The following is a 22,878-nucleotide window of genomic DNA, read 5'->3' on the forward strand; positions in this document are numbered from 1 at the left end:
CCCCTGAAGGGGAGAGGGCTTGAGCTTTAGCCCCTGAGCTTGCCGGCCATGCCGATGATGTCGTCGAGCGGGTTGCCGTCGCCATCGAGGTCGAGCAGGCTGCCAAGCCCGCCCAACGCGCCGCCGCTGCTACCCGAGGCAGGCGCCGCGCCACCACCCAATGCGCCACCCAGCACATTGCCGAGCATGCCGCCCAAACCGCCCGTCAGCCCGCCACCGCCTTCGTTGCCGCTCTGCTTCGCCATATAACCCGCGACGAGCATCGCGAGGATCGGCAGCATCTTTTTGAGCGTGCCCGCGTCGATGCCGGTCTTCGCCGCCGCGTCGCCCGCGACCGAGCGGCTGACATCCTTCGACCCGAAGATCTGGCCGAGCACGTCATTGCCCTGTTCGACCGGGGTCGCCTGCGGCGCGAGCACCGCGTCGAGCAGGCCTCCACCGCCAAGGCCGGCGAGCAGCCCACCGAGACCTTCAATCCCGCCGCCGCCCTGCGCCTGTTTCTTGAAACCGCCGAGGATCGCCGGGAGCAGCGCCTCCGCGCCCTGTTTCGCGAGTCCGGGCGGGACGCCCAATTCTTTCGCCATCGATTCGATGCCGCCGGCCTGGGCGAGGATATCGGTCAGATTCATGGTTTTATGCTCCCATAGCGGCGCGGGATCGAACTGCCCGCCCGCGCATTATCATAGCAGCGCGCGGGCGGAGGACGAGCCGTTCATTCGGCTGTCATTTCGCTGTGGCCAAGCTTAACCTGCGGCCGTGCGACTCCGCCCCCGGGGTCCGCATCGCCGCCACAAGTGGGAGCATAATCATGGGTATTTTCAGTTCGATCAAAGACGCGATTTTCGGCAAGAAGGCGGAGGCCGCCGTGCCTGCTCCCCCCGTCGCCGCAACCACCAGCGCCCCCGCGGCGCCGCAGCCCGTCCCTGCCGCCCCCGCGGCGATCAGCGACGTCGATGTCGTCGCGATCCTGACCGCGCAGGCCGCCAACGCCGGACAGGATCTCAACTGGCGCACCTCGATCGTCGATTTGATGAAGCTGCTCGACCTCGATCCGAGCCTGGCCAACCGCAAGGAACTGGCGACCGAGCTTGGCTATACCGGCGCGCTCGACGGCAGCGCCGAAATGAACATCTGGCTGATCAAGGCGGTCATGCGCGAACTCGCCGCGAACGGCGGCACCGTGCCCGCCGACCTCACCGACTGACAAACGCACCATAGTTTTCGACGGGGGTCGGGTGAGCCAACGGCTTTCCCGGCCCCTTTTCGTTGACCCCCGCGCGGCGCCGCCTAGACAGGTTTCAGAAGAAACAAAGTCGCAGGGAGCCGCCAAGTGCACGACAGTCTTTCCACCCCCGTCAGCCGCCGCCACACGCTCGCCGCGCTCGGTGCCGGTACCGCGAGCTTCGCCGTTGCCGGTTCCGCCGTCGCCGAAACGATCATCACCGGCCCGCGCCCGAGCGCGGCGGACGCGCTGCTGACCTCGATCGCGGACAATCTGCTCGCGCAGTCGCCCGAGGGCGCGACCTCGCTCGGCATCGACACCGGCGCGCGCGCCGCCGAACGCGGCAAGCTCGGCGACCGCTCGCCGACGGGGGTAAAGGCGCTCACCGAGACGCTGAAGGCCGACCTCGCGCGTGTCCGCGCTTTCGACAAGGCGGGCCTCGACCATAAGACACGCACCAGCCTGGCGGTTGTCGACAGCGCGTACAGCGTCGCGCTCGACGGCTTTGCCCTGCCCTATGGCGACGTCGCGGTCGGCGGCTGGCGCAACACCCCCTATGTCGTGATCCAGAATGTCGGTGCCTATCTCGACGTTCCCAAATTCCTCGACAGCGACCATCCGGTGAAGACCGCCGCCGATGCCGAGGCCTATCTGTCACGCCTGAACGCCTTTCAGGGCGTGCTCGATGGCGAGACCGAGCGGCTGAAATCGGCTGGCGGCCAGGGAATGATTGCCCCCGCCTTCCTGATCGACAAGGCGGTCAAGCAGATGGAGGCGAGCCTTGCTGATGCCAAGGCGGGCGGCGGCATGGTCGACAGCCTCGCCACCCGCACCCGCGATGCGAAGATCGCAGGCGACTGGGCGGGTCGGGCGCAGGCGATCGTCACCGGCCCCGTCGCCGCAGCGCTCGAACGCCAGCTGGCCGAGATGAAGGCGCAGCGGCCCAAGGCGACGATGGATGCGGGAATGTGGGCGCGGCCGGGCGGCGACGAATGGTATGCCTGGGGCCTGCGCGCCAGCACCACGACGCGGATGACCCCCGACGAGGTTCACGCGATGGGCCGCGACGAGCTCGCCGCGCTGCACGGTCAGATGGACCCGATCCTGCGCAAGATCGGCTATACGCAAGGCTCGGTCGGCGACCGCATGAACGCGCTCGCCAAGGACCCCAAATATAAATTCCCCGACAATGACGCGGGCCGCGCCGAGATCGTCGCCTATATCCAGACCTGGCTCGGCAAGATCCGCGCCGAACTGCCGCGTGCCTTCCGCACGCTGGTGAAGGGCAATGTCGAGGTCAAGCGACTGCCGCTCGCCGAGGAGCCGGGGGCACCGGCAGCCTATGGCGGCGCGGGGTCGATCGACGGCACGATCCCGGGGAAATTCTGGATCAATCTGCGCACCACCGAGTTGCACAGCAAATATTCGCTGCCCGACCTCGCGATGCACGAAGCGATCCCCGGCCACGCCTGGCAGGGCGAATATGCCAATCAGATGCCGCTGATCCGCACGATGCTGGCGTTCAACGCCTATAGCGAAGGCTGGGCGCTCTACGCCGAACAGCTCGCCGACGAACTCGGCCTCTACGACGATTTCGAGGTCGGGCGGCTCGGCTATCTCCAGTCGCTCGCCTTCCGCGCCTGCCGCCTCGTCGTCGATACCGGGCTGCACGCCAAGCGCTGGACACGCGAGCAGGGGGTCGAGTTTTTCGTCAAGGAGAATGGCTCGAACCCGCTCGAAGTATCGAGCGAGGTCGATCGCTATTGCAGCTGGGCCGGGCAGGCTTGCGGCTACAAGGTCGGGCATAGCGAGATCGTGCGCCAGCGCGGGCTGGCGCAAAAGGCGCTCGGTGCGAAATACGACCTGCGCGATTTCGACGATGTCGTGGTCAAAGGCGGCAATGTGCCGCTCGACGTGCTGGCGCAGAATGTCGCGGAATATGTGGCGGGGGCGAAAGGCTGATGCGCCGGACGGCCGCCGCCCTGGCGGCGCTACTGCTGGCGGGCGCGGCACAGGCCGCCGATGCCCCGCCGCCGCGGGTCGCGATTATCACATCGGACGTCGAGCGCTTTTTCGCGCTTTACGACGATCCCGCGATCGCCGGGCAGCCCGATCTGCTTGCGGCCCGCTACCTTGCCGAGCCGACGCCGGGGTTGGCCGAGTTTATGACGCTGCGCCGGATCACCCCCGAGCGGCTGGCGACGGCGTTGCGCGACAAGCGACAGGTCTTCGACGACGCGCGCGGCTGCGCGGCGAAGCTCGGCGGCGTCCGCCCGCGCCTCATCGCCGCAACCGACAGGCTCGCCGCGCTTTATCCGCAAGCGAAGTTTCCGCCCATCACCATCGCGATCGGCCGCGCATCGACCGCCGGGACCGCGAACGCCAACGGCCTCTACATCGGGCTGGAAGCCCTGTGTGCCGCAACATTCATCGAAGCCGACGACGAAGACCGCTTTGTCCACGTCATTGCGCATGAATATGTCCATGCGCAGCAACCTCTTGCGCAAGTCGAGGACCCCGAAGAAAAGGTGTTGCGGGCAGCGCTGGGCGAAGGGGTCGCCGAATTCGTCGGCGAGCTGATGTCCGGTTCGGTCGGCTATCCGCTGCTTCACCAATGGGCCAAGGGGCGCGAGAAGGCATTGGAGACCGCCTTCCTTGCCGAGAAGGACGAGAAAGCCATCGGGTCGCGCTGGCTCTATAACAAGCAAGGCAGCGATGGCTGGCCCGGCGACCTTGGCTATTGGGTCGGTTATCGAATCGTCAAAAGCTATTACAACCGCGCGCCCGACAAAGCGGCGGCGCTGCGCGAGATCATCGAGATGAAGGACCCGGCCGCCTTTCTCGCGGCGAGCGGCTGGACGCCGGGGATAGCCCTCTAACCCCGGCGCGCACCCTTATTTCTTCCCGAACAGCGACCCCGCGATGCCGCCGAGGTCGTTGAGCGGGTTGCCGTCGCCGTCGCGGTCGAGAGCGCCGAGGATGCCCGAAGCGCCGTCCTGCTGGAGCATCGTCGCGAAACGGCCGAGCGAACCTTCACCGCCGATATGGCCGACGATTTCCTGCAGTTTTTCGAGCGGCAAGCCGGTTGCTGCAGCGGCACCCTCGGCGGTGTCGCCCTGCATCGGGTGCTGCTTGGCGAGCGCCGCGATCGCCGATTCGACATGCTCGGGGGACAGGCCGACCTTCGCCGCAAGGTTGGTCACCGTGTCGTTGCCTGAAATCTGGCCGAGAATATTGTCCAAGATGCTCATGTCATGCGCTCCTATTTGGCAAAGCCGGTGCGACGCTATCACGCCGAAGGAAGCGACGCGAGGTCCGGTGTGACATATCCCCGCCGCGCAGGCACCGAAAAGAGCAGGTCGCGGCTGTAGAAGCGCAGCGGCCAGTCGCGCGCGCCCATCGGCGAAAGCAGCAGCGCGTTGACGCGCGCCGTCAGTCCCGTCTCCGCCGTCTCCGACAGGAACAGCCGTGCCCCCGCGACATAGGCGCGGGTGATGCTGTCGTGATAGCCCTGCGTGTCGTCGTTGACGCCGCCGACGCTGGTGTTGAAGCGGCGGATGATGCCGGCGATCTCGGCGTCGATGTCGATCTCGGGGCGTTCGGTCAGCAGCCACAGGCAGGCGCCCAGATGCGCCTCGTGCGTCCAGGCGGTGCGCGGCAGCGCGCAGGCGAGCAGCCCCTCGCCGAGCGCGTGTATGTCTTCGTCGCGCACGAAAAGGCGCGGCTTATAGTCGGTGGTCATCGGTCCGGTCCTTCCGGGTGAATGAGCACCCGGAAGTTTCCGGGTCAATTAGGCTGCGACAGCCGCCTGCGGTGCGGCCTGACGGACGCCTTCGTCGACATGCTCGGCAAATTGCGCGAAATTGTCGATGAACTGGCCGACGAGCGTTTGCGCCGTGCGGTCATAGGCCGCCTTGTCTGCCCACGCCTCGCGCGGATCGAGCAGACCCGAATCGACGCCCGGAACCGCAACCGGAACCATGAAGCCGAAATTGGGGTCCTTGCGGAACTCGACATCGTTCAGGCTGCCATCGAGCGCGGCGTTGAGCAGCGCGCGGGTCGCCTTGATCGGCATGCGCTTGATGCCGTCCATCGTCGCCATGCCACCGGTCCAGCCGGTGTTGACGAGCCAGCACTGAACGCCGCCCTTGGCGATGCGTTCCTTGAGCAGATTGCCGTAAACCGACGGGTGGCGCGGCATGAAGGGCGCGCCGAAGCAGGTCGAGAAGGTCGCCTCGGGCTCGGTCACGCCGATTTCGGTGCCGGCAACGCGCGCGGTATAGCCCGAGAGGAAGTGATACATCGCCTGGTCGGGGGTCAGCTTCGCGATCGGGGGCAACACGCCATAAGCGTCGGCGGTCAGCATGATGACCGTCTGCGGCACCGGACCCATGTTCTTTTCCGAGGTGTTCGGAATGAAATCGATCGGGTAGCTGCCGCGGCTGTTTTCGGCGAGGGTCGCATCGTCGAAGTCGAGTTCACGCGTCGCGGGGTCCATCACGACATTTTCGAGCACCGTGCCGAAGCGCTTGGTGGTCGCGAAAATCTCGGGCTCGGCCTCGGGCGAGAGGCGGATCATCTTGGCATAGCAGCCGCCCTCGAAGTTGAAGACCGCCGTGTCCGACCAGCCATGCTCGTCGTCGCCGATCAGCGTGCGCGAAGCGTCGGCCGACAGCGTCGTCTTGCCGGTACCGCTGAGGCCGAAGAAGACCGCGGTGTCGCCGTTCGGACCGATGTTCGCCGAACAATGCATCGGCATCACGCCCTTCACCGGGAGCAGATAGTTGAGGATGCCGAACACCGACTTCTTCATCTCGCCGGCGTACGCCGTGCCGCCGATCAGCACGAGCTTTTCGGAGAAATTGACCGCGACGACGGTTTCCGTGCGCGTGCCATGCTTCGCCGGATCGGCGCGGAAGCTCGGCAGGTCGATGATCGTATATTCGCTCGCGAAGGCCGCCAGTTCGTCGGCGGTCGGGCGGACGAGCAGGGTGCGGATGAACTGGCTGTGCCAGGCGAATTCGGTGACGACCTGGACCGCGACGCGATGTTCGGGCTGCGAACCGCCGAACAGCTGCTGGCGGAACAGGCGGGGACGATCGGCGAGATGCGCGAAGAAATCGGCCTTGAGCGCCGCGAAATGATCGGGGGTCATCGGCACATTGGTCTTGCCCCACCAGATGGTGTCGCGCGTTTCGTCGTCCTGGACGATGAACTTGTCCTTGGCGCTGCGCCCGGTGTGCTTGCCGGTGGCGACGACCAGCGGGCCGTCCTTGGCGAGCAGGCCTTCGCCATGACGGATGGCATCCTCGATCAGCGCCGACGTGCCCCAGTTTTCGGCAACCGCGGCCTGCGTTTCAACGGCGCCATTGCCGATGATGATCTTCGTCATGTTCTTGCCTTTCCCAACCGCGCCGCAGCCCCACTGCATAGGTATGCAAGGCCTGCCGAGCATAAGGGGAGGCCCGCATTTTCATGGGTGCCGACGTGACGCCGATTCCGTAAATTCCCGGCCGCGTTAGCGAGGATGAAGGATGAGGTCAAAAGATTAAAGCTGGGTATCGGCGGCGCCGCCATGCCGGTGCCGTTACGGAACCCGAGCGCCGCCGCCGCGGTTGTGGCCAGGCCACGGATCGGCTAGTTGCCGGGACGCCCGCCCATATGGAAAGAGCATGACGGCAACCATCGCGCTGGTCGACGACGACCGCAACATCCTGCAATCCCTGTCGATCGCGCTGCAGGCCGAGGGTTTTGTCACGCGCGTCTATTCGGACGGCGAGGCGGCGCTGAAGCCGCTGATCGACAATCCACCCGACCTCGCCGTCTTCGACGTCAAGATGCCGCGCATGGACGGACTCGAACTGCTGCGCCGGCTGCGCGAAAAGAGCCAGCTGCCCGTCATCTTCCTGACCAGCAAGGACGACGAGATCGACGAGGCGCTCGGCCTCGCGATGGGCGCCGACGACTATATCGCCAAGCCCTTCTCGCAGCGGCTGGTGATCGCGCGCATCCGCGCCATCCTGCGCCGCGTCGAGCTCAACAAGAACGCGCCGGGCGACGAGGACGAGCCCGTCGCCGACCCGATCACCCGCGGCCGCCTGCGCATGGACCCGGCGCGCCACAAGGTCGAATGGGACGGCAAGGACGTGACGCTGACCGTCACCGAATTTTTGATCCTCGAAACGCTGGCGGCCCGCCCCGGCATCGTGCGCAGCCGCAACCAGTTGATGGACGCCGCCTATCAGGACGATGTCTATATCGATGACCGCACGATCGACAGCCACATCAAAAGGCTGCGGCGCAAGTTCCGCGAGGTCGACCCCGAGTTCGACGCGATCGCGACGCTTTACGGCGCGGGATACCGGTTTGCCGACGAAAGCTGATCCCGCGCGCGACGCCGAGGACCAGCCGCTCGTCTGGTCGGCGCGCTGGTCGCTGACGACGCGCATCCTGGCGGTCAATATCGTCGCGATCGCGCTGCTCGCGGGCGGCTTCTTCTATCTCGACACCTATCGCAGCCGGCTGGTCGATACGCGAATCGAGGTGATGAAGGAGCAGCTCGCGATGCTCGACGAGGCGCTGGAGGCGGCACGCCCCGACCAGCGCCGGCACCTGATCGACGAATTCACGCGTGCGACCGAATCGCGGCTGCGCTTCTATGCGCGCGGCGGCGACCGGCTCGACGACAGTTTTGATCATGGTCCGCCGACCTATACGCTGCGCGATCCCGACCTGCAGCCATGGAAACGCGACGCCGCGCGCGCGATGGACCGCGGCATCGACTGGATCGTCGGTGCACCCAATTATCCCGATTTCGAAGAACCCGCGACCGACCGTGGCCCATCCTGGCCCGAGGTCGTCGAGACGATACGAAGCGGCCAGGCCACCACCCGCTTCCGCTACGCCCCCGAACGCACGCCCTTGCTCAGCGCGACGCGGATCGTCGACCTCGACACCCCGCAGGTCATGCTGATGACGTTGAACGCGCGCGACATCACGCGCACCGTGCGCGCCGAACGTTTCCGGCTCGCAGTCGTGGTCGCGCTGGTGCTGATGACCTCGATCCTGCTCTCGCTCTTCCTCGCGCGCACGATCGTCCGCCCGCTGCGCAAGCTCGCGCGCGCCGCGGTCCGCGTTCGCCTGGGCCGCGCGCGCGAGGTCGTAGTGCCGCGCCTGCCGAGCCGCCGCGACGAGATCGGGACGCTGGCGCGCGCGCTGAGCGACATGACGCAGGCGCTGCGCGAACGCATCGACGCCGGCGAGCATTTCGCCGCCGACGTGACGCACGAGCTCAAGAACCCGATCGCCTCGGTACGCTCGGCGGTCGAGGGGCTGCGGCGCGTCCAGACCGACGAGCAACGCGCCCAGCTTCTAGCAATCGCCGACGAGGATGTCCGGCGGCTCGACCGGCTGGTCACCGACATCAGCGACGCGAGCCGCATCGATGCGCAATTGTCGCGCACCAATTTCGAACCGATCGACCTGGGGCTGATGATCGAATCGATGCTCGCGTCGCGGGCGGCCAGGGCGGAGGGCACCGACCTGCCGCATCCGCGCATCGCCTTCGCCCGCCCGCGCAAGGGCGCGACGCTGGTGATGGGCGACGGCCATCGGCTCGAGCGCGTGATCGACAATGTCATCGACAATGCGATCAGCTTTTCGCCCCCCGGCGGCCTCGTCTGCGTGCGCGCGACGCGGCTGGGCAACGACGTCCATATCGGGGTCGACGACGACGGCCCGGGCATCGAACCGTCACAGCGCGAGGCCATTTTCCGCCGGTTCCACAGCGAGCGCCCCGACGGCGAGGCGTTCGGGCGCCACAGCGGACTGGGCCTCGCGATCGCGCGGACGATCGTCGAGGGGCATAGCGGACATATCGCCGCGCGCGACCGCGACGACGGCCAGCCGGGCGCGAGCCTGCTGATCACCCTTCCCGCCGCCGAGGGCAACGACGACGCGGCGTAAGCCCCGACCCAATCGCCTTGCCCCGCCGCTGACACGCCGGTAAGCCTGCGCCCCATGTTGCCGCGCCGGACCGCTCCCCAGATCGTCAATATCCACGCGAGTTGCGTCGCGGCGGGGAGTCGCGGCATTTTGATCCTCGGCCATTCGGGACAGGGCAAGTCCGACCTCGCGCTGCGGCTGATCGATCGCGGCGCGCGGCTGGTCGCCGACGACCGCTGCGACATCTGGTTCGACCGCGGCCGCCTGTGGTGCCGCCCGCCCGCGATCCTCGCCGGCAAGCTGGAGGTGCGCGGCATCGGCATCGTCGAGCAGCCCTTCACCGGCCCGGTTCCGCTCGCGATCGCGGTGCGCCTGTCCGAACGGCCCGAGCGGATGCCGCCCGCGAACCAGGTCGAGGTCGTCGCGGGGGTCGAATTGCCCGCAGTGCTGATTTCGGGATTCGAGGCATCGGCACCGATCAAGATCCTGATGGCGCTTGACCGGCTGGGGGTCGGGGCATGAAGGAGACGCGCGACCCGCGCCTGTTGCTCGTCACCGGCCTGTCTGGGGCGGGCAAGTCGACGGTGCTGAAAGTGCTCGAGGACCTCGGCTGGGAGGTCGTCGACAACCTGCCCGTCGCGCTGCTCGACGCGCTGCTCGACGCCCCTGCCGGGCAAGGCCGTGAAGGCCGTCCGCTCGCGGTCGGCATCGACAGCCGCAGCCGCGGGTTCAAACCCGCGCCGCTGGTCAAACGGATGAAGCAACTCCGCGAAGCGGGCGGGCGCGACATCGACACTTTGTTCCTCGATTGCGCCGGGGCCGAACTCGAACGCCGTTTTTCGGAGACGCGCCGCCGCCACCCGATGGCCGAGGACCGCCCCGCCGCCGACGGCATCGCGCGCGAACGCGAGATGATGGAGCCGCTGCGCCGCTGGGCCGAGCATGTCGTCGACACCACCAATTACAGCAGCAACGACCTGCAACAGGAAATCCGCCAGCGTTTCGGCGACAGCGGCGAGGATGAGCCGGTGCTGAGCGTGCTGAGCTTCGGCTTCGCGCGCGGATTGCCGCGCAACGCCGACCTGGTGTTCGACATGCGCTATCTGCGCAACCCGCATTGGGACCCGAAACTGAAACCCGGTACGGGACTCGACGCCGATGTCGCCGCTTATGTCATGGCCGATCCCGCCTATGAGGCGACCGTCGGCCAGATCGAGGCACTGTTGCTGGCGCTGCTGCCGCGCTACCGCGCCGAGGGCAAAAGCTATGTCACCATCGCCTTCGGTTGCACCGGAGGGCGCCACCGATCGGTCCATGTCGCCGAACGTGTTGCCCAGACGCTACGGTCGGCGGGTCATGCGCCGACGGTCACCCACCGCAACCTTGACTCCGCCCCGCAAGATGGGCTTGAGGGCAAGCCCCCGTCCGCATCTCCCGCGTCCGGCGGCAAACAAGCATAAGGGTCTCGCACTTCATGCCCACTGACAAAGCATTGCCGCTGCTCGGGATGGTCCTCGTGACCCATGGCCGGCTCGCCGAGGAAATGGTGACCGCGATGGAGCATGTCGTCGGCCCGCAGCGCGCGATCGCCACCGTGTGCATCGGTCCCAACGACAATATGGAGATGCGGCGCAAGGAAATCGCCGACGCGATCCGCAAGGTTGACGAGGGCCGCGGCGTCATCATGCTGACCGACCTGTTCGGCGGCACCCCGTCGAACCTCGCGATCAGCCTGCTCGAGCCCGGACGCACCGAAGTGATCGCCGGGGTCAACCTGCCGATGCTGATCCGGCTGGAAAGCGCGCGCAAGACCATGGACATCCGCCCGGCGGTGATCGCCGCAAAAGAGGCGGGCCAGAAATATATCTCCGTCGCATCCGAAATGCTGGGGGTTGGTTCATGAACGAAAACAGCGAGACGGTCGAAATCACCAACCAGCGCGGTCTGCACGCGCGCGCCAGCGCCAAGTTCGTCACCTTCGTCAGCCGCCTGCCCGAGACCGTGTCGGTCGAGGTCGAAAAGGGCGGCAGCCGCGTCAACGGCACCTCGATCATGGGGCTGATGATGCTGGGCGCCGCCAAGGGCGATTCGATCACCATCCACACCAGCGGCGACGGCGCCGACGCGGCGCTGCTCAAGCTCGTCGGGCTGGTCAAGGACAGCTTCGGCGAGGATTGACGGCATGACCCAAGCGGGCCGCCGTTCCAGCATAGAAAGCCTGTCCAATCCGCTGGTCAAGCGGATGCGGCTGCTGCGCGAAAAGCGCCATCGCCGTGCCGAAGGATTGTTCCTCGCCGAAGGGCTGCGCATCGCGACCGAGGCGCGCGACGCCGGAATCCTGCCGCTTTGGCTGTTCCTCGGCCCCGAGGGTGCGGCGCATCCGCTGGCGCAGGCGCTGATCGATGCGACGCTGGCGGGCGGCGGCGAGGTGGTCGACACCACGCCGGCGATCCTGTCGAAACTGTCGGGCAAGGATAATCCGCAGGCGATCGTCGCGATCTACGCCGAGCCGAAGACGTCGCTGGCCGATATCGACCGCGGCGCGGCGCCGATCTGGCTCGTCGCCGAACGGCTGCGCGATCCGGGCAATCTCGGCACCATGCTGCGCACCGGCGACGCGGTCGGCGCGGGCGGGTTGATCCTGCTCGACGAGAGCACCGATCCCTATGCGGTCGAGGCGGTGCGCGCGAGCATGGGGGCGATCTTTACCCAGCAACTGGTGCAGGCGCGGTGGGACGAGTTCCTGCCCTGGCTGCGTGGTGGGCCCGGGCAGCTGGTCGCGACCTGGCTCGACGGAGCGGAGGATTATCAGGCGGTGCGCTATGCGGCGCCGACCTTCATCCTGATCGGCAATGAATCGCAGGGGATGCCGGCGGACTATGCCGCGGCCGCCGACGTGCGGGTGAAAATGCCGATGCTCGGCAAGGCCGATAGTTTGAACGCCGCGGTCGCGGCGGCGGTCATGGCCTATGAGGTATTGAACCAGCGGCGAAACCGATAGCGGGCGGTTCTCATTCATCGGTCGATCAGCCCGATCGGTCCAGGAGGTCCCCATGACCAAGATCACCCTGCCCGCCCTCGCCCCGCTTTTACTTCTCACCGCCTGCGTGCCCGCCGCCGAGGCACCGCAGGGACCCGGCGCTCCGCCGGCCGCCGCCTATTTCGCGCTTGGTACCGAGCCCGGCTGGACGCTCGAGATTACGCCGGGCATGCTCAACTACGACGGCGATTACGGCGACACCAAGATTGTCGTCGCCAATCCCGGCGCGCGGCCGAGCTTCAACGGCGAGCGCTATGTCACGCCGCGGCTGACCGTCGATATCACCCATGGCGAATGCAGCGACGGGATGAGCGACCGGCGCTATCGCGACACGGTGACGCTGACCGCCGAGGGCAAAACGGTGAAGGGCTGCGGCGGTGGGGTGCTGCCGCCGGCCGCGCTGGCGGGGACAAGCTGGACCTTCGTCTCGATCGGCGGCGTCGCGGTCGCGGGCGACCGGCCGACATCGCTGGCGTTCGAGGGAGCAAGGCTGAGCGGCAGCGCGGGCTGCAACCGCTTTTCGGGCGGTTATAAACGCGACGGACAGACACTGACCGCCGGTCCGCTGATGGCGACCGAAATGGCGTGTCCCGGCGCGGCCACGACGCAGGAGAACGCCTTCTTCGATCTGATGCGCGGGCCGGTGAGTTTGAGCTTTCCATCCGACGGCACGCTGATTTTGACCGGCGCCGAGGGGCGGACGGTGGTGCTCAAGCGGGTGATCTAGAACCGCAAACTCTACCCCCGTTTGTGTCGAGCGAAGTCGAGACACCCATCTGCAGCGCTCTACTTCGGGGTGTCTCGACTTCGCTCGACACAAACGGAATTTGAGGTGGGTGCGCGAAAGCCGTCTTATTCGCCGTCGTTGACCGCCGCCGGAGCGCTCGCCAGTTTCGCGAGCGGGCGGGCCGATTGTTCGGCGACCGGCAGCGACGGAATTTCCTTGTCGCCCGTCTCGATATCGAGCGCCTCGAAGCGCCGCGCCTGGGTCAGCACCTGCGATTCAAAGCTGCCGACGAAGCTGTTGTACGCACCTGTTGCCTGATCAAGATTCCGCCCGACCTTGGCGATATGCGAGCCCATCACCGACATGCGCGCATAAAGCTCCTTGCCGAGCGCAGCGATCTCGCGCGCCTGGTTGGCGAGCTTTTCCTGCCGCCACACCGCCGCGACGGTGCGCGCGATCGCGATCAGGTTCGTCGGGGTCGCGAGCAGCACCTTGCGCTCGAACGCATAGTCCCACAGCGCCGGATCCTGATCGAGCGCCGCCGCAAGGAAATGTTCGCCGGGGACGAACATCACGACGAAATCGGGGGTGTCGTCGAACTGGTTCCAATAGGATTTGGCGCCGAGGGTGTTGACATGCGCCTTCATCGCGGCGGCGTGCGCGGCAAGATGCAGCGCCTTCTCACCCTCGTCGACCGCGCCGAAGGCGTCCTGATAGGCGTTGAGCGAGACCTTTGCATCGATGACGAGATTCTGGCCGCCGGGCACGCGCACGACGATGTCGGGGCGCAACCTTCCGCCGTCGCCATCGGTGACGCTGACCTCGGTCTGAAAATCGGCATGTTCGGACAGGCCGCAGCTTTCGAGCACGTTGCGCAATTGCTGTTCGCCCCAGCGCCCCCGCGCCTTGGGGGCGTTGCGCAGCGCGTTGACCAGTTTTGCGGCCTCGCTCGACACGCGTTCGGTGCCCGCGCGCATCGATTCGATCTGGCCGTGGAGCAGGCCGAAGGCGTTCTGGCGCTCCGCCTCGACCTTGGCGACCGCCTGCTCATATTTTTCGAGCCGTTCGTGGACCGGGTTGAGCAGCCCTTGCAGCCGCTGCCCCGTGGTCGCCTCGCTCTCCTTGAAGCGCGCGTCGGCGCGTTCGAGGAACGTCTTTTGCGCGCCATCGAGCATCGCCTGCCCGACCTCGCGGAACTGCGCGGTGAGCGCGGCCTGCGCGTCCTTCAATTGCGCGATCTGCGCATCATGCGCCACATCGCGCGCGCGCTGTTCGCTGACCAGCCCAGCGAGTTGCAGGTCGGCGGCCTTGCGCGCCTCGGCCTCGGCCGCGAGATCGGTCACCGCAATCCTAAAGCGCTCCGAAAGCCCGTCGCGCTCGGCCTTCAGCGCCCCCGCCTGCCGCCCGGCGAACAGCCAGCCGATCAGCCCCCCGAGGATGAGAGCGACAAGGGCAACGAGCAACGAAACGATATCCATATGTGGAACATAGGACGAACAGCGCGCGCTTGGCTAGAGGCTTCTACCTTCGGGCCCCGGTTTCTTTTCGAAAGGATTGGTCACCGACGTCAGGATCCGGTCGATCATTTTCGACAGGCCGATCGTCCGCTCCCTCGTTGGTGTATCGGGGAGATCATTGGCGGGGGTCACGCAATGGGTCCGGACCAGCGTCTCGTCGCGGCCCGCATCGCCCGGCGTCATCTGGGTAAAGCAGTTATATTCCCATTTTCCATCGAAGTGGATGCGCCAGACGATCATCCGGGCATCGAGGAGCTTTGTTTCGACCTGCCAGCCCGGCATGCCTTCGATACTGCCGGGGACATAGTTGCGGTTGAGCAGATGGTCGCGCAGCTCGCCGATCGGCAGCGGATAGCTCTTCTCCTCGCTGTATCCGTCCGGCGCGCAGGCCGCCAAAACGGCGACGAGCAGCACCGGGGCGGCGCGCAGGATCGTCCGGAGAGAAGGCAAGGTCAGAGCAGGTCGCTCGCGACGTCGAGTTCGCGGACGCGGCGCTTCTGGCGCGCGGCGTCGACCAGACGGCGCAGTTCCTCGCGCCGCTCGGCGGCGCGTTCGACGTGCGGGATCACCAGCGGGCCGTCGCGCGTCGTCTCGTCGCTCGAATCGAGGCCGATGGTGCCGATCCCGGCCCATTGGTTGACGAGGGTGAAGTCCATGCGGACATTCTTCACACGGTAGAGTTCGATCTCGTCGATGCTCTTCACGAAAATGCCCTTGCGCAGGATCAGCCGGTCCTCGGTCAGTTCGTATGTGACCATCAGGTTGCGCACATATAGAACGACGACCGCGATTGCCGCGACATACATCAATATTTGCGCGTATATGAACCAGCCCGGCGCCGTGCTGTCGAGCAGGCGCCAGAGCGTCAATATGCCGCCCGCCAGCAGCATCAACCAGATCAGCCAGCCGAGCAGGGTACCGCGCAGCCAGCCCGAGGTCGAGGAGCGAAAGCGGTCAAGGACTTCGGGCATCGGCGGCTCTCCTTACAACAGATAGACGATGACATAGCGCGCGACGAGCAGCGACAGGACGGCGACGCTCGCGCGCACGCTTTTGACCCACATCGCCGCGACCATCAGCCCGGCGAGGATGAAGGTCAGCCCCCACACCAGCGGGTGTTTGAACGCGGCGACGAGCACCGGATGCGACAGATAGAAGGCAAGCTGCGCGCCGAGCAGCACCAGCAGCAGCGCGAGGACGATGCGGCGGACGCGGAAATAATGGGTGTCGAGATTGGCGAACCCCTCGGGCTGTGACGGAAAGACGAGCCGCGCGGCGAGGAAATAGAGGCTGGCGAAGGTGGCGACCGCCATCAGCGTGCGACCCGACACCGCGATACTCTCCCGCACCGTCCACGCCGCCTGCCAGAAGGACAGCAGGTCGAGCATCACGAAGACCGCGAGCAAAGGGGTGAGCCAGCCGATCGCGAATTTCGCGCGGCTTTCCTCGGCGGCGAAGCGGGTTTCGAGCGCGCGGCCGAGGCCGCTGAGCAGCTCGACCATCGAGAGGCCGAGGAGCAGACTATAGAGCGCAAAGACGAATTCGAAATCGCTCACACGATCGCCTTCCATGCGGCGGGCAATATCGCGTGATACGCCTCGACCCCCGGCGCGCCGCCGATCGTCATGCCCTCGCTCAGCATCCAGTAATGGCGCACGATCTCCGCCTGTTGTTCAAGCCCGTAGCGATGCAGCGGCCAGCCGGGCTTGAGGCTGTAGTCATAGGTCGCGAAGGGGTGGCGCATGAAGACGAGGTACCAGCGCCCGCGCTGCTGCGCCTGCCAGACATGCGTCATTTCGTGGATGAATAGCCCCTTGGCGCGCGTCGCATCACTGACGGGACAGGAAAAATCGTCGCAATAGACGTCGCCGCGCGGGTGGAAATGCAGATGCCCCATCGGCGCCATCACGATCTGGCGCGGCTGGAAGAAGATCCATTTGCGGTGCCGGATGCGCACCGCGTCATAATCGATCGCATCGCCGAACACGCTGCGCGCGAGCGCGACCTCTCCCTCCGTCAGCCGGCGCCCGGCGCGCTCCATCATCTTTCCTCCGTCATTGCGAGGAGTCCCGGACTTGATCCGGGGCGACGCGGCAATCCAGAGTGGCGCAAACCGCTCTGGATTGCTTCGCTCCGCTCGCAATGACGACGTGAGGGACGAACCACCTGCTACTTCTTGGCCGCTTCAGCCTTGCCGGCATCATCGCCGCCATGATCCATCGCGCCATGGTCCATCGCCGCGCCGTCGCCCGCGGTCGCGGTCGAGGCGTTCTTGATCGGCAGGTCGACGATGATGCGGTCGTTGTTGGTGAACATGAAGACGAGCGACAATTTGCCCGCGCGCACCGCGGCGGGGTTGACGTTCCAGATCATCAGATGCTTGCCGCCCTGCTTGAATTCCAGCGTGCCGCGCGCCGGGACCGGGGCACGTTCGATCGACTTCATCGTCATCATGCCGTTTTCGCGGACACTCTCGTGCATCTCGATGCGCTGCGCGAGGTCGGCGGACACCGCGACCAGTTCGACCGGCGCGTCGCCGCCCTTCACCGTGAAATAACCGACCGCCGGCCGGTCAGGGGTCGCCCCCATTTCGACATAACCGCCCGAAATGTGGAGCACCGGCCCCTTGCCCATATTCTCCTCGCACGCGGCCAGCGTGAGCGCGGTGGCGGCAAGGGTGGCTCCGAGGAAGAGACGGCGGGCAAAGAACTTCATCGGGGGTCTCCGTAAACAGGGGCAATTTCCTGTCCCCGATAAGGCCAATGAGTCCTTGTGCCAAGGATTAGCGCACCTATATCGCGGCCAGAAACCTATCCAGGCGTGCCTGTTCAGGGCGCCAATGAGACAATGAAGGACGTGTAAGACTATGGCCAAAGTGATCGGGATCGACCTCGGCACCACCAACAGCTGCGTGGCGGTGATGGAGGGTGGCAAACCCAAGGTGATCGAAAATGTGGAAGGCACGCGCACGACGCCGTCGATCGTCGCCTTCGCCAAGGACGGCGAACGGCTGATCGGCCAGCCCGCGAAGCGCCAGGCGGTCACCAATCCCGAAAACACCATTTACGCGGTGAAGCGCCTGATCGGCCGCCGTTTCGACGATCCGATGACCAAGAAGGACATGGAACTCGTCCCCTATGCGATCGCCAAGGGTCCGACCGGCGATGCGTGGGTCAAAGCGGGCGGCGAGGATTATTCGCCGTCGCAGATCAGCGCGTTCATCCTGCAGAAGATGAAGGAAACCGCCGAGGCCTATCTGGGCGAAAAGGTCGAGCAGGCGGTGATCACCGTGCCCGCTTATTTCAACGATGCCCAGCGCCAGGCGACCAAGGACGCCGGCAAGATCGCCGGCCTCGAAGTGCTGCGCATCATCAACGAGCCGACCGCGGCGGCGCTGGCCTATGGTCTCGACAAGTCCGAGAACAAGACGATCGCGGTCTATGACCTTGGCGGCGGGACCTTTGACATCTCGATCCTGGAGGTCGGCGATGGCGTGTTCGAGGTGAAGTCGACCAACGGCGACACCTTCCTCGGCGGCGAAGATTTCGACTCGAAGGTCGTCGCCTTCCTCGCCGACACCTTCAAGAAGGACGAAGGCATCGACCTGCGCGGCGACAAGCTGGCGCTGCAACGGTTGAAGGAAGCCGCCGAAAAGGCGAAGATCGAACTGTCGTCGGCCGCGACGACCGAGGTCAACCTACCCTTCATCACCGCCGATGCCAGCGGTCCGAAGCATCTGGTCAAGACGATCACCCGCGCCGACCTCGAGAAGCTGGTCGAAGACCTCGTCAAGCGCACCCTCGAGCCGTGCAAGAAGGCGATCAAGGACGCCGGCGTCGATCCCAAGGAGATCGACGAAATCGTCCTCGTCGGCGGCATGACGCGCATGCCGCGCGTGCGCGAAGTCGTGAAGGATTTCTTCGGCAAGGAACCGCACACCGGCGTGAACCCCGATGAAGTCGTCGCGATCGGCGCCGCGATCCAGGCGGGCGTGCTGCAGGGCGACGTCAAGGACGTGCTGCTGCTCGACGTCACCCCGCTGAGCCTCGGCATCGAGACGCTGGGCGGCGTGTTCACGCGCATGATCGACCGCAACACCACGATCCCGACCAAGAAGTCGCAGGTCTATTCGACCGCCGACGACAATCAGTCGGCGGTGACGATCCGCGTGTTCCAGGGCGAGCGCGAAATGGCCGCCGACAACAAGGCGCTGGGTCAGTTCGACCTGGTCGGCATCCCGCCGGCGCCGCGCGGCGTGCCGCAGATCGAGGTGACCTTCGACATCGACGCCAACGGCATCGTGTCGGTCCACGCCAAGGACAAGGGCACCGGCAAGGAACAGCAGATCAAGATCCAGGCGTCGGGCGGCCTGTCGGACGCCGACATCGACCAGATGGTCAAGGATGCCGAGCAGTTCGCCGAGGAAGACAAGGTGCGCCGCGAGGCCGCCGAGGCGAAGAACAACGCCGAAAGCCTGATCCACTCGACCGAGAGCCAGCTGCGCGAACATGGCGACAAGGTCGACGCGAGCCTGAAGGCCGAGATCGAGGCGGCGGTTGCCGAAGCCAAGACCGCGGTCGAAGGCGGCGACGCCACCGCGATGACTGAAAAGTCGGCGGCACTCGCGCAGGTCGCGATGAAGCTCGGCCAGGCGATCTATGAGCAGGAGCAGCAGGCTGCGGCGTCCCCCAGCGCCGATGGCGACGCTCCGAAAGCCGACGAAGATGTCGTCGACGCCGAATTCTCGGAAGTCGAAGACGACAAGAAGTAAGAAGAAACTCTCCCCGCCGCGCGCCAGACGCGCGGCGGGGCTGAGGGGGCATTTGGGTTATGTCGCTCGACATCGATTATTACGAACTGCTCGAATGCGAGCGCACCGCCGACGACGCGACGCTGAAGGCGAGTTATCGCAAGCTCGCGATGAAATATCACCCCGACAAGAATCCGGGGTGCGGCGACAGCGAGGCGCGCTTCAAAGCGATCAGCGAGGCCTATGACTGCCTGCGCGATCCGCAGAAGCGCGCCGCCTATGACCGGTTCGGCAAGAGCATGCCGCATGGCGCGGGCGGCAATGCCGATTTCGGCGATATCGGCGACATTTTCGAATCGATCTTTGGTTCGGCCTTCGGCGGCGGGCGCCAGCAACGCGGCCCCGCGCGCGGCGCCGACCTGCGTTACGACATGGAAATCCGGCTCGAGGATGCCTTCACCGGCGTCACCCGCGATATCCAGGTCGATGTTGCGGCGCGCTGCGACAGCTGCGACGGATCGGGCGCCAAGCCCGGCACCCAGACCAACCGCTGCACCACCTGCGCCGGCCACGGCAAGGTCCGCGCGCAGCAAGGCTTTTTCATGGTCGAGCGCACCTGCCCCAATTGCCAGGGCGCGGGCGAAGTCATCGCCGATCCCTGCAACACCTGCCATGGCGAAGGCCGTGTCGATCGGCGCAAGACGCTGACCGTCAACGTCCCCGCCGGGGTCGACGAAGGCACGCGCATCCGCCTGTCGGGCGAAGGCGAGAGCGGCGCGCGCGGCGCGGCGCCGGGTGACCTCTACATCTTCCTCCACATGGCGCGGCACAAGGTCTTCGAACGCGAGGGCACGACGCTGTTCACGCGCGCGCCGATCAGCTTCACCACCGCGGCGCTCGGCGGCGAGATCAGCATCCCCGGACTCGACGGCGCCAAGCATGACATCCGCATCCCGGCGGGCATCCAGTCGGGCAAGCAATTGCGCCAGCGCGGCGCCGGCATGCCGGTGCTCAACGGGCGCGGCCATGGCGACCTGGTCGTCCAGATCGACGTCGAGACGCCGACCAAGCTGACCGCGCGGCAGAAGGAATTGCTCGCCGAATTCCGCGAAACCGAGACCGGCGACGAATGCCCCGCGAGCCAGGGCTTTTTCGGGCGGATCAAGGAAATGTGGGACGATCTGACGGATTGATCGCGCCGCGGTCGCCGCGAATGTCATAACATTGTCATTCCCGCGAAAGCGGGAACCTAGGGGTGAAGAAAGCCGAATCACGCACTGGGTCCCCGCTTTCGCGGGGATGACATTTGTGGTCAGCCGATTTCTTTCCGCAATTCCGCGATCAGCGCCGCCACCTTGGGCAACCGCTCCTCCTCCTCGTCGAGAATCGCGTGGAACGCGCGGTGCTTGATCGCCTTCAGTTCGTCGGCGGGCAGCGCTGCATCGCCTGTTACGCTCGACGCGACGATGTCGATCAGCCGGTCGGCGCCGTGGAGGCGGCCCCAGAGATAGTCGTTCTCGCGATAGGCGCGGCTGAAGAAGGCGCCGAAGCTGTTGAACTCGATCCCTTTGAGCATCGCCGCCGCGCCGCCGCTACGGATCGCGGTCGCGTCCGACGGCGAGATGCGGTCGATCTTGATCGGATCGAACTCGTCGAACCCCTCGCCCTGGAGCAGCGGCAGCGTCGCGATGTCGTAGAAGGGGTAGCCGAGATAGGCGAGCAGCAGTGCACGCCGGTCGTCCTTGGGCAAGGCGCCGAGGCCTTCGGCGATCAGCGCGTCGGCGGCAGCGTCGGCGCCGATCAGGTCGCGGCGCGCGGCGATGGCGTCGATCCACTGGCCGGCATCGGCGTCGGCCGAGATATCGAGATCGGCGAACCAGCTGTCTCCCTCGCGCTCCAGATAGACGCCGAGTGCGTCGTAGATGGTGTCGCGCATCGCGTCGCACGCGGGGTCGCGCGTATCGCGCTGCGCCTCGACCACCCGGTCGAGCTCGCGCGCGAGGAAGCGCAGGCGGCGCACGCGGAAACCGAGATCGTGTGTGCGGAAGAAGGTGACGGCGTCATTGCTCGCCCCCGCGCCGCGCCTGCCCGAAATACGGTCGAGCCCGCGTGCGCGCACCTCGTCCCAGAGCTGCTGGCGGCGATTGCGGCGATGGATGTCGCCTTCGGGCGGGGCGAGGCGATCGACGATGCCGACCAGGTCCTCGACCATCGCCGACAGCTTGAGATGGCCATAGGGCGAGAAGGCGAAGCCCGCGCGTTCGGCCGCCTGTTCCTGCGCCTTGGCGCGCCATTTGGCGAGCCGGGCGGTGGTCGGGGTGTCGAGGAAGAAGGTGGTGCCGAAAAGCGCGGCCACTTGCTCTTCGACCTCGACCTTCATCGCGTCGAGGATATGTTGCATCCGGCGGATGCGGCGCGACATGCCCTCGATCGCCTCGACATTGTCGCGGATCGGCTGTTCGCGGGGGATTTCCGACATCGCGCCGAGGATCGTCGGCAGGAAACCGGGCAGGCGCGGGGCATCGCCCTCCGCGGTTTCGCCGGGCTTGCCGAAGCTGATCGAGCGATAATCGGGTTTCGGGTCGATATAGATGAAGCGGCGATCGATCTCGCGCCGCGCCGGGCGCTGTTTAAGCGCGGCGATCGCGGGGCGGAAGGGCGCGTTGGCGAGCACTGAGCCGTCGATCAGCACGCGGTCGGCGGGATCGGCCTCGCCGCCTGCGGGCAGCTGCGCGCGGATGAAGCCGTCGCGGCCGGGCCAGGCGATCCCGCGCTTGTCGAGTACGCTGTCGAGTTCGCGCAGGGTGAAGGGCGGGAAGGCGCCCGGAAAGCTCGCGGTCGCGCGCGCCGCGGCAGCGAGGCCGGGGACGTCGTCGAGCGCCTTGCCGGCACGGCTGTCCTGACGGAAATGGAGAATCAGGCGATGCTCGTCCTCGGTCACGCGCGGCGGGCTGTTGAGCGACAGCGAGACGCGGTGGCCGGCAAAATCGGTGACCGAAACGAACAGGTCGACGGGCTGCCCCGCCGGCACCAGCGCGGGTCCGCGCGGCCCTTGGTCCATCGCGTCGAAGGCATCGAGGAGCAGGTTCGAAAAGGTCTCGCCACCGAAGGGCGGTTCGAACCAGCGCGCCCGCACGAAGCGCGACAGCTTCGCGCGCACCTCGTCCTGCGCGCCTTCGCCCACCGTGCGGTCGATGACATTGCCGCGCTTTTTCATCATCCAACCGGCGATCGGCACCGCCCAGAATTTGGTCGCCGCCGACAAAGGCCGCGCGTCGGGGTCGATCAGATGATCGACGTCGGCATCGTCGAGCCACAGGTCGGTGAGCGGGTCGAGCGACTGGCCGGTGGCGAGCGCGCGGGCGAGAAAGATGCCGTTGATCCCGCCCGCGCTGGCGCCCGCGACGATGTCAGCGAGCACGCGCAGGCGGATGGTGCTGCGTTCGGCGATGGACGCGAGCAGGTCGCGATAGACAGTCCCGACGCCGCTGAGCGCACCGCCGTCGTGGAAGGCGCGCGACGCCGCGGCGAGTCGCCACACCTCCTTGGTGATGCCGTGCATATAGACGGCGAGGCTGATGCCGCCGTAGCAAATCAGGGCGAAACGCAGTTCCTTCTCGCGCATGGTCAGGCTGATAGCGCGCTTTCCCTGGTGTGGCCAATTTTCCACAGCCCCGT

General features: G+C 66.4%; 24 protein-coding genes. 13 read left to right on the forward strand and 11 right to left on the reverse strand.

What is annotated here, in order from left to right; translation table 11 throughout:
* Nucleotides 1-26 precede the first annotated feature (26 nt).
* A complete protein-coding gene (locus AC3WS4_RS19080; protein WP_492737413.1) occupies nucleotides 27-629 on the reverse strand; it encodes a DUF937 domain-containing protein in 603 nt (200 codons plus the stop codon).
* Between the two features lie 179 nt (nucleotides 630-808).
* Here AC3WS4_RS19080 and AC3WS4_RS19085 point away from each other — a divergent pair, with 179 nt between their 5' ends.
* The 3 genes from AC3WS4_RS19085 to AC3WS4_RS19095 all read left to right on the forward strand — a co-directional run bounded on the left by AC3WS4_RS19085 (nucleotide 809) and on the right by AC3WS4_RS19095 (nucleotide 4,101).
* Nucleotides 809-1,204, forward strand: coding sequence for a DUF3597 domain-containing protein (locus tag AC3WS4_RS19085; protein ID WP_492737415.1), 396 nt, complete (start codon nucleotides 809-811; stop codon nucleotides 1,202-1,204).
* A 126-nt stretch (nucleotides 1,205-1,330) separates the two neighbouring features.
* A complete protein-coding gene (locus AC3WS4_RS19090) occupies nucleotides 1,331-3,184 on the forward strand; it encodes a DUF885 domain-containing protein (RefSeq protein WP_492737417.1) in 1,854 nt (617 codons plus the stop codon).
* On the forward strand, nucleotides 3,184-4,101 hold the full coding sequence (locus AC3WS4_RS19095) for a gliding motility protein GldB-related protein (RefSeq protein WP_492737419.1): 918 nt from the start codon (nucleotides 3,184-3,186) through the stop codon (nucleotides 4,099-4,101). Before AC3WS4_RS19090 ends, AC3WS4_RS19095 begins: the two co-directional genes overlap by 1 nt.
* Nucleotides 4,102-4,116: 15 nt before the next feature.
* Here the strand turns inward: AC3WS4_RS19095 and AC3WS4_RS19100 are convergent, their stop codons facing one another.
* The 3 genes from AC3WS4_RS19100 to AC3WS4_RS19110 are packed head-to-tail and all read right to left on the reverse strand — an operon-like array spanning nucleotide 4,117 to nucleotide 6,614.
* Nucleotides 4,117-4,473, reverse strand: a complete 357-nt coding sequence (locus AC3WS4_RS19100) for a hypothetical protein (RefSeq protein ID WP_166943032.1) — start codon at nucleotides 4,471-4,473, stop codon at nucleotides 4,117-4,119.
* A 38-nt stretch (nucleotides 4,474-4,511) separates the two neighbouring features.
* The gene (locus tag AC3WS4_RS19105) at nucleotides 4,512-4,964 is read right to left on the reverse strand and encodes a hypothetical protein (RefSeq protein ID WP_492737421.1); all 453 of its coding nucleotides are present in this window, start codon (nucleotides 4,962-4,964) and stop codon (nucleotides 4,512-4,514) included.
* Between the two features lie 48 nt (nucleotides 4,965-5,012).
* Complete coding sequence (locus AC3WS4_RS19110; RefSeq protein WP_056345355.1) at nucleotides 5,013-6,614, reverse strand: phosphoenolpyruvate carboxykinase; 1,602 nt, start codon at nucleotides 6,612-6,614, stop codon at nucleotides 5,013-5,015.
* Between the two features lie 280 nt (nucleotides 6,615-6,894).
* Between AC3WS4_RS19110 and AC3WS4_RS19115 the strand changes: the two genes are divergently transcribed.
* Genes AC3WS4_RS19115 through AC3WS4_RS19150 form a run of 8 tightly spaced genes read left to right on the forward strand, consistent with a single transcriptional unit; the run spans nucleotide 6,895 to nucleotide 12,933 of the window.
* Complete coding sequence (locus tag AC3WS4_RS19115) at nucleotides 6,895-7,605, forward strand: response regulator transcription factor (protein ID WP_056345351.1); 711 nt, start codon at nucleotides 6,895-6,897, stop codon at nucleotides 7,603-7,605.
* A complete protein-coding gene (locus tag AC3WS4_RS19120; protein WP_492737423.1) occupies nucleotides 7,589-9,187 on the forward strand; it encodes a sensor histidine kinase in 1,599 nt (532 codons plus the stop codon). The genes AC3WS4_RS19115 and AC3WS4_RS19120 overlap by 17 nt, the downstream gene beginning before the upstream one ends.
* A gap of 54 nt (nucleotides 9,188-9,241) precedes the next feature.
* A complete protein-coding gene (locus AC3WS4_RS19125; protein ID WP_056345343.1) occupies nucleotides 9,242-9,688 on the forward strand; it encodes an HPr kinase/phosphorylase in 447 nt (148 codons plus the stop codon).
* Nucleotides 9,685-10,626 carry an RNase adapter RapZ gene (gene rapZ, locus AC3WS4_RS19130; protein ID WP_056345340.1) on the forward strand — a complete coding sequence of 314 codons (942 nt, stop codon included), beginning with the start codon at nucleotides 9,685-9,687 and terminating at the stop codon, nucleotides 10,624-10,626. The genes AC3WS4_RS19125 and rapZ overlap by 4 nt, the downstream gene beginning before the upstream one ends.
* Before the next feature lie 38 nt (nucleotides 10,627-10,664).
* On the forward strand, nucleotides 10,665-11,069 hold the full coding sequence (locus tag AC3WS4_RS19135; RefSeq protein ID WP_056347134.1) for a PTS sugar transporter subunit IIA: 405 nt from the start codon (nucleotides 10,665-10,667) through the stop codon (nucleotides 11,067-11,069).
* Complete coding sequence (locus AC3WS4_RS19140) at nucleotides 11,066-11,344, forward strand: HPr family phosphocarrier protein (protein ID WP_056345338.1); 279 nt, start codon at nucleotides 11,066-11,068, stop codon at nucleotides 11,342-11,344. Before AC3WS4_RS19135 ends, AC3WS4_RS19140 begins: the two co-directional genes overlap by 4 nt.
* A 4-nt stretch (nucleotides 11,345-11,348) precedes the next feature.
* Complete coding sequence (locus AC3WS4_RS19145) at nucleotides 11,349-12,167, forward strand: TrmH family RNA methyltransferase (RefSeq protein WP_492737426.1); 819 nt, start codon at nucleotides 11,349-11,351, stop codon at nucleotides 12,165-12,167.
* Nucleotides 12,168-12,219: 52 nt separating this feature from the next.
* Nucleotides 12,220-12,933: an META domain-containing protein gene (locus AC3WS4_RS19150; protein WP_492737428.1), complete on the forward strand. Its 714-nt coding sequence runs from the start codon at nucleotides 12,220-12,222 to the stop codon at nucleotides 12,931-12,933.
* Between the two features lie 125 nt (nucleotides 12,934-13,058).
* On the opposite strand, the gene AC3WS4_RS19155 is transcribed toward AC3WS4_RS19150, so the two are convergent.
* The 6 genes from AC3WS4_RS19155 to AC3WS4_RS19180 form a co-directional block, all read right to left on the reverse strand.
* On the reverse strand, nucleotides 13,059-14,411 hold the full coding sequence (locus tag AC3WS4_RS19155) for a DNA recombination protein RmuC (RefSeq protein WP_492737430.1): 1,353 nt from the start codon (nucleotides 14,409-14,411) through the stop codon (nucleotides 13,059-13,061).
* A 33-nt stretch (nucleotides 14,412-14,444) separates the two neighbouring features.
* Entirely contained in the window at nucleotides 14,445-14,864 is a 420-nt protein-coding gene (locus AC3WS4_RS19160; protein WP_492742928.1) for a hypothetical protein, read from the reverse strand.
* A 38-nt stretch (nucleotides 14,865-14,902) separates the two neighbouring features.
* A complete protein-coding gene (locus tag AC3WS4_RS19165) occupies nucleotides 14,903-15,421 on the reverse strand; it encodes a PH domain-containing protein (RefSeq protein ID WP_492737434.1) in 519 nt (172 codons plus the stop codon).
* A gap of 12 nt (nucleotides 15,422-15,433) precedes the next feature.
* Nucleotides 15,434-16,006: a hypothetical protein gene (locus tag AC3WS4_RS19170; RefSeq protein WP_492737435.1), complete on the reverse strand. Its 573-nt coding sequence runs from the start codon at nucleotides 16,004-16,006 to the stop codon at nucleotides 15,434-15,436.
* Nucleotides 16,003-16,491, reverse strand: a complete 489-nt coding sequence (locus AC3WS4_RS19175) for a vgr related protein (RefSeq protein ID WP_492738072.1) — start codon at nucleotides 16,489-16,491, stop codon at nucleotides 16,003-16,005. The genes AC3WS4_RS19170 and AC3WS4_RS19175 overlap by 4 nt, the downstream gene beginning before the upstream one ends.
* Nucleotides 16,492-16,619: 128 nt before the next feature.
* Nucleotides 16,620-17,165 carry a copper chaperone PCu(A)C gene (locus AC3WS4_RS19180; RefSeq protein ID WP_492737437.1) on the reverse strand — a complete coding sequence of 182 codons (546 nt, stop codon included), beginning with the start codon at nucleotides 17,163-17,165 and terminating at the stop codon, nucleotides 16,620-16,622.
* 151 nt (nucleotides 17,166-17,316) lie between these two features.
* On the opposite strand from AC3WS4_RS19180, the gene dnaK reads away from it, so the two are divergent.
* Both dnaK and dnaJ read left to right on the forward strand, forming a co-directional pair.
* On the forward strand, nucleotides 17,317-19,221 hold the full coding sequence (gene dnaK, locus AC3WS4_RS19185; protein ID WP_056345316.1) for a molecular chaperone DnaK: 1,905 nt from the start codon (nucleotides 17,317-17,319) through the stop codon (nucleotides 19,219-19,221).
* A gap of 59 nt (nucleotides 19,222-19,280) precedes the next feature.
* Entirely contained in the window at nucleotides 19,281-20,393 is a 1,113-nt protein-coding gene (gene dnaJ / locus AC3WS4_RS19190) for a molecular chaperone DnaJ (RefSeq protein WP_492737438.1), read from the forward strand.
* A 119-nt stretch (nucleotides 20,394-20,512) separates the two neighbouring features.
* Here dnaJ and AC3WS4_RS19195 read toward each other — a convergent pair whose 3' ends face one another.
* Nucleotides 20,513-22,825 carry a patatin-like protein gene (locus tag AC3WS4_RS19195; RefSeq protein ID WP_492737440.1) on the reverse strand — a complete coding sequence of 771 codons (2,313 nt, stop codon included), beginning with the start codon at nucleotides 22,823-22,825 and terminating at the stop codon, nucleotides 20,513-20,515.
* Nucleotides 22,826-22,878 lie beyond the last annotated feature (53 nt).

The sequence above is a fragment of the Sphingopyxis sp. EU05-FHT14B03 genome (assembly GCF_058790875.1).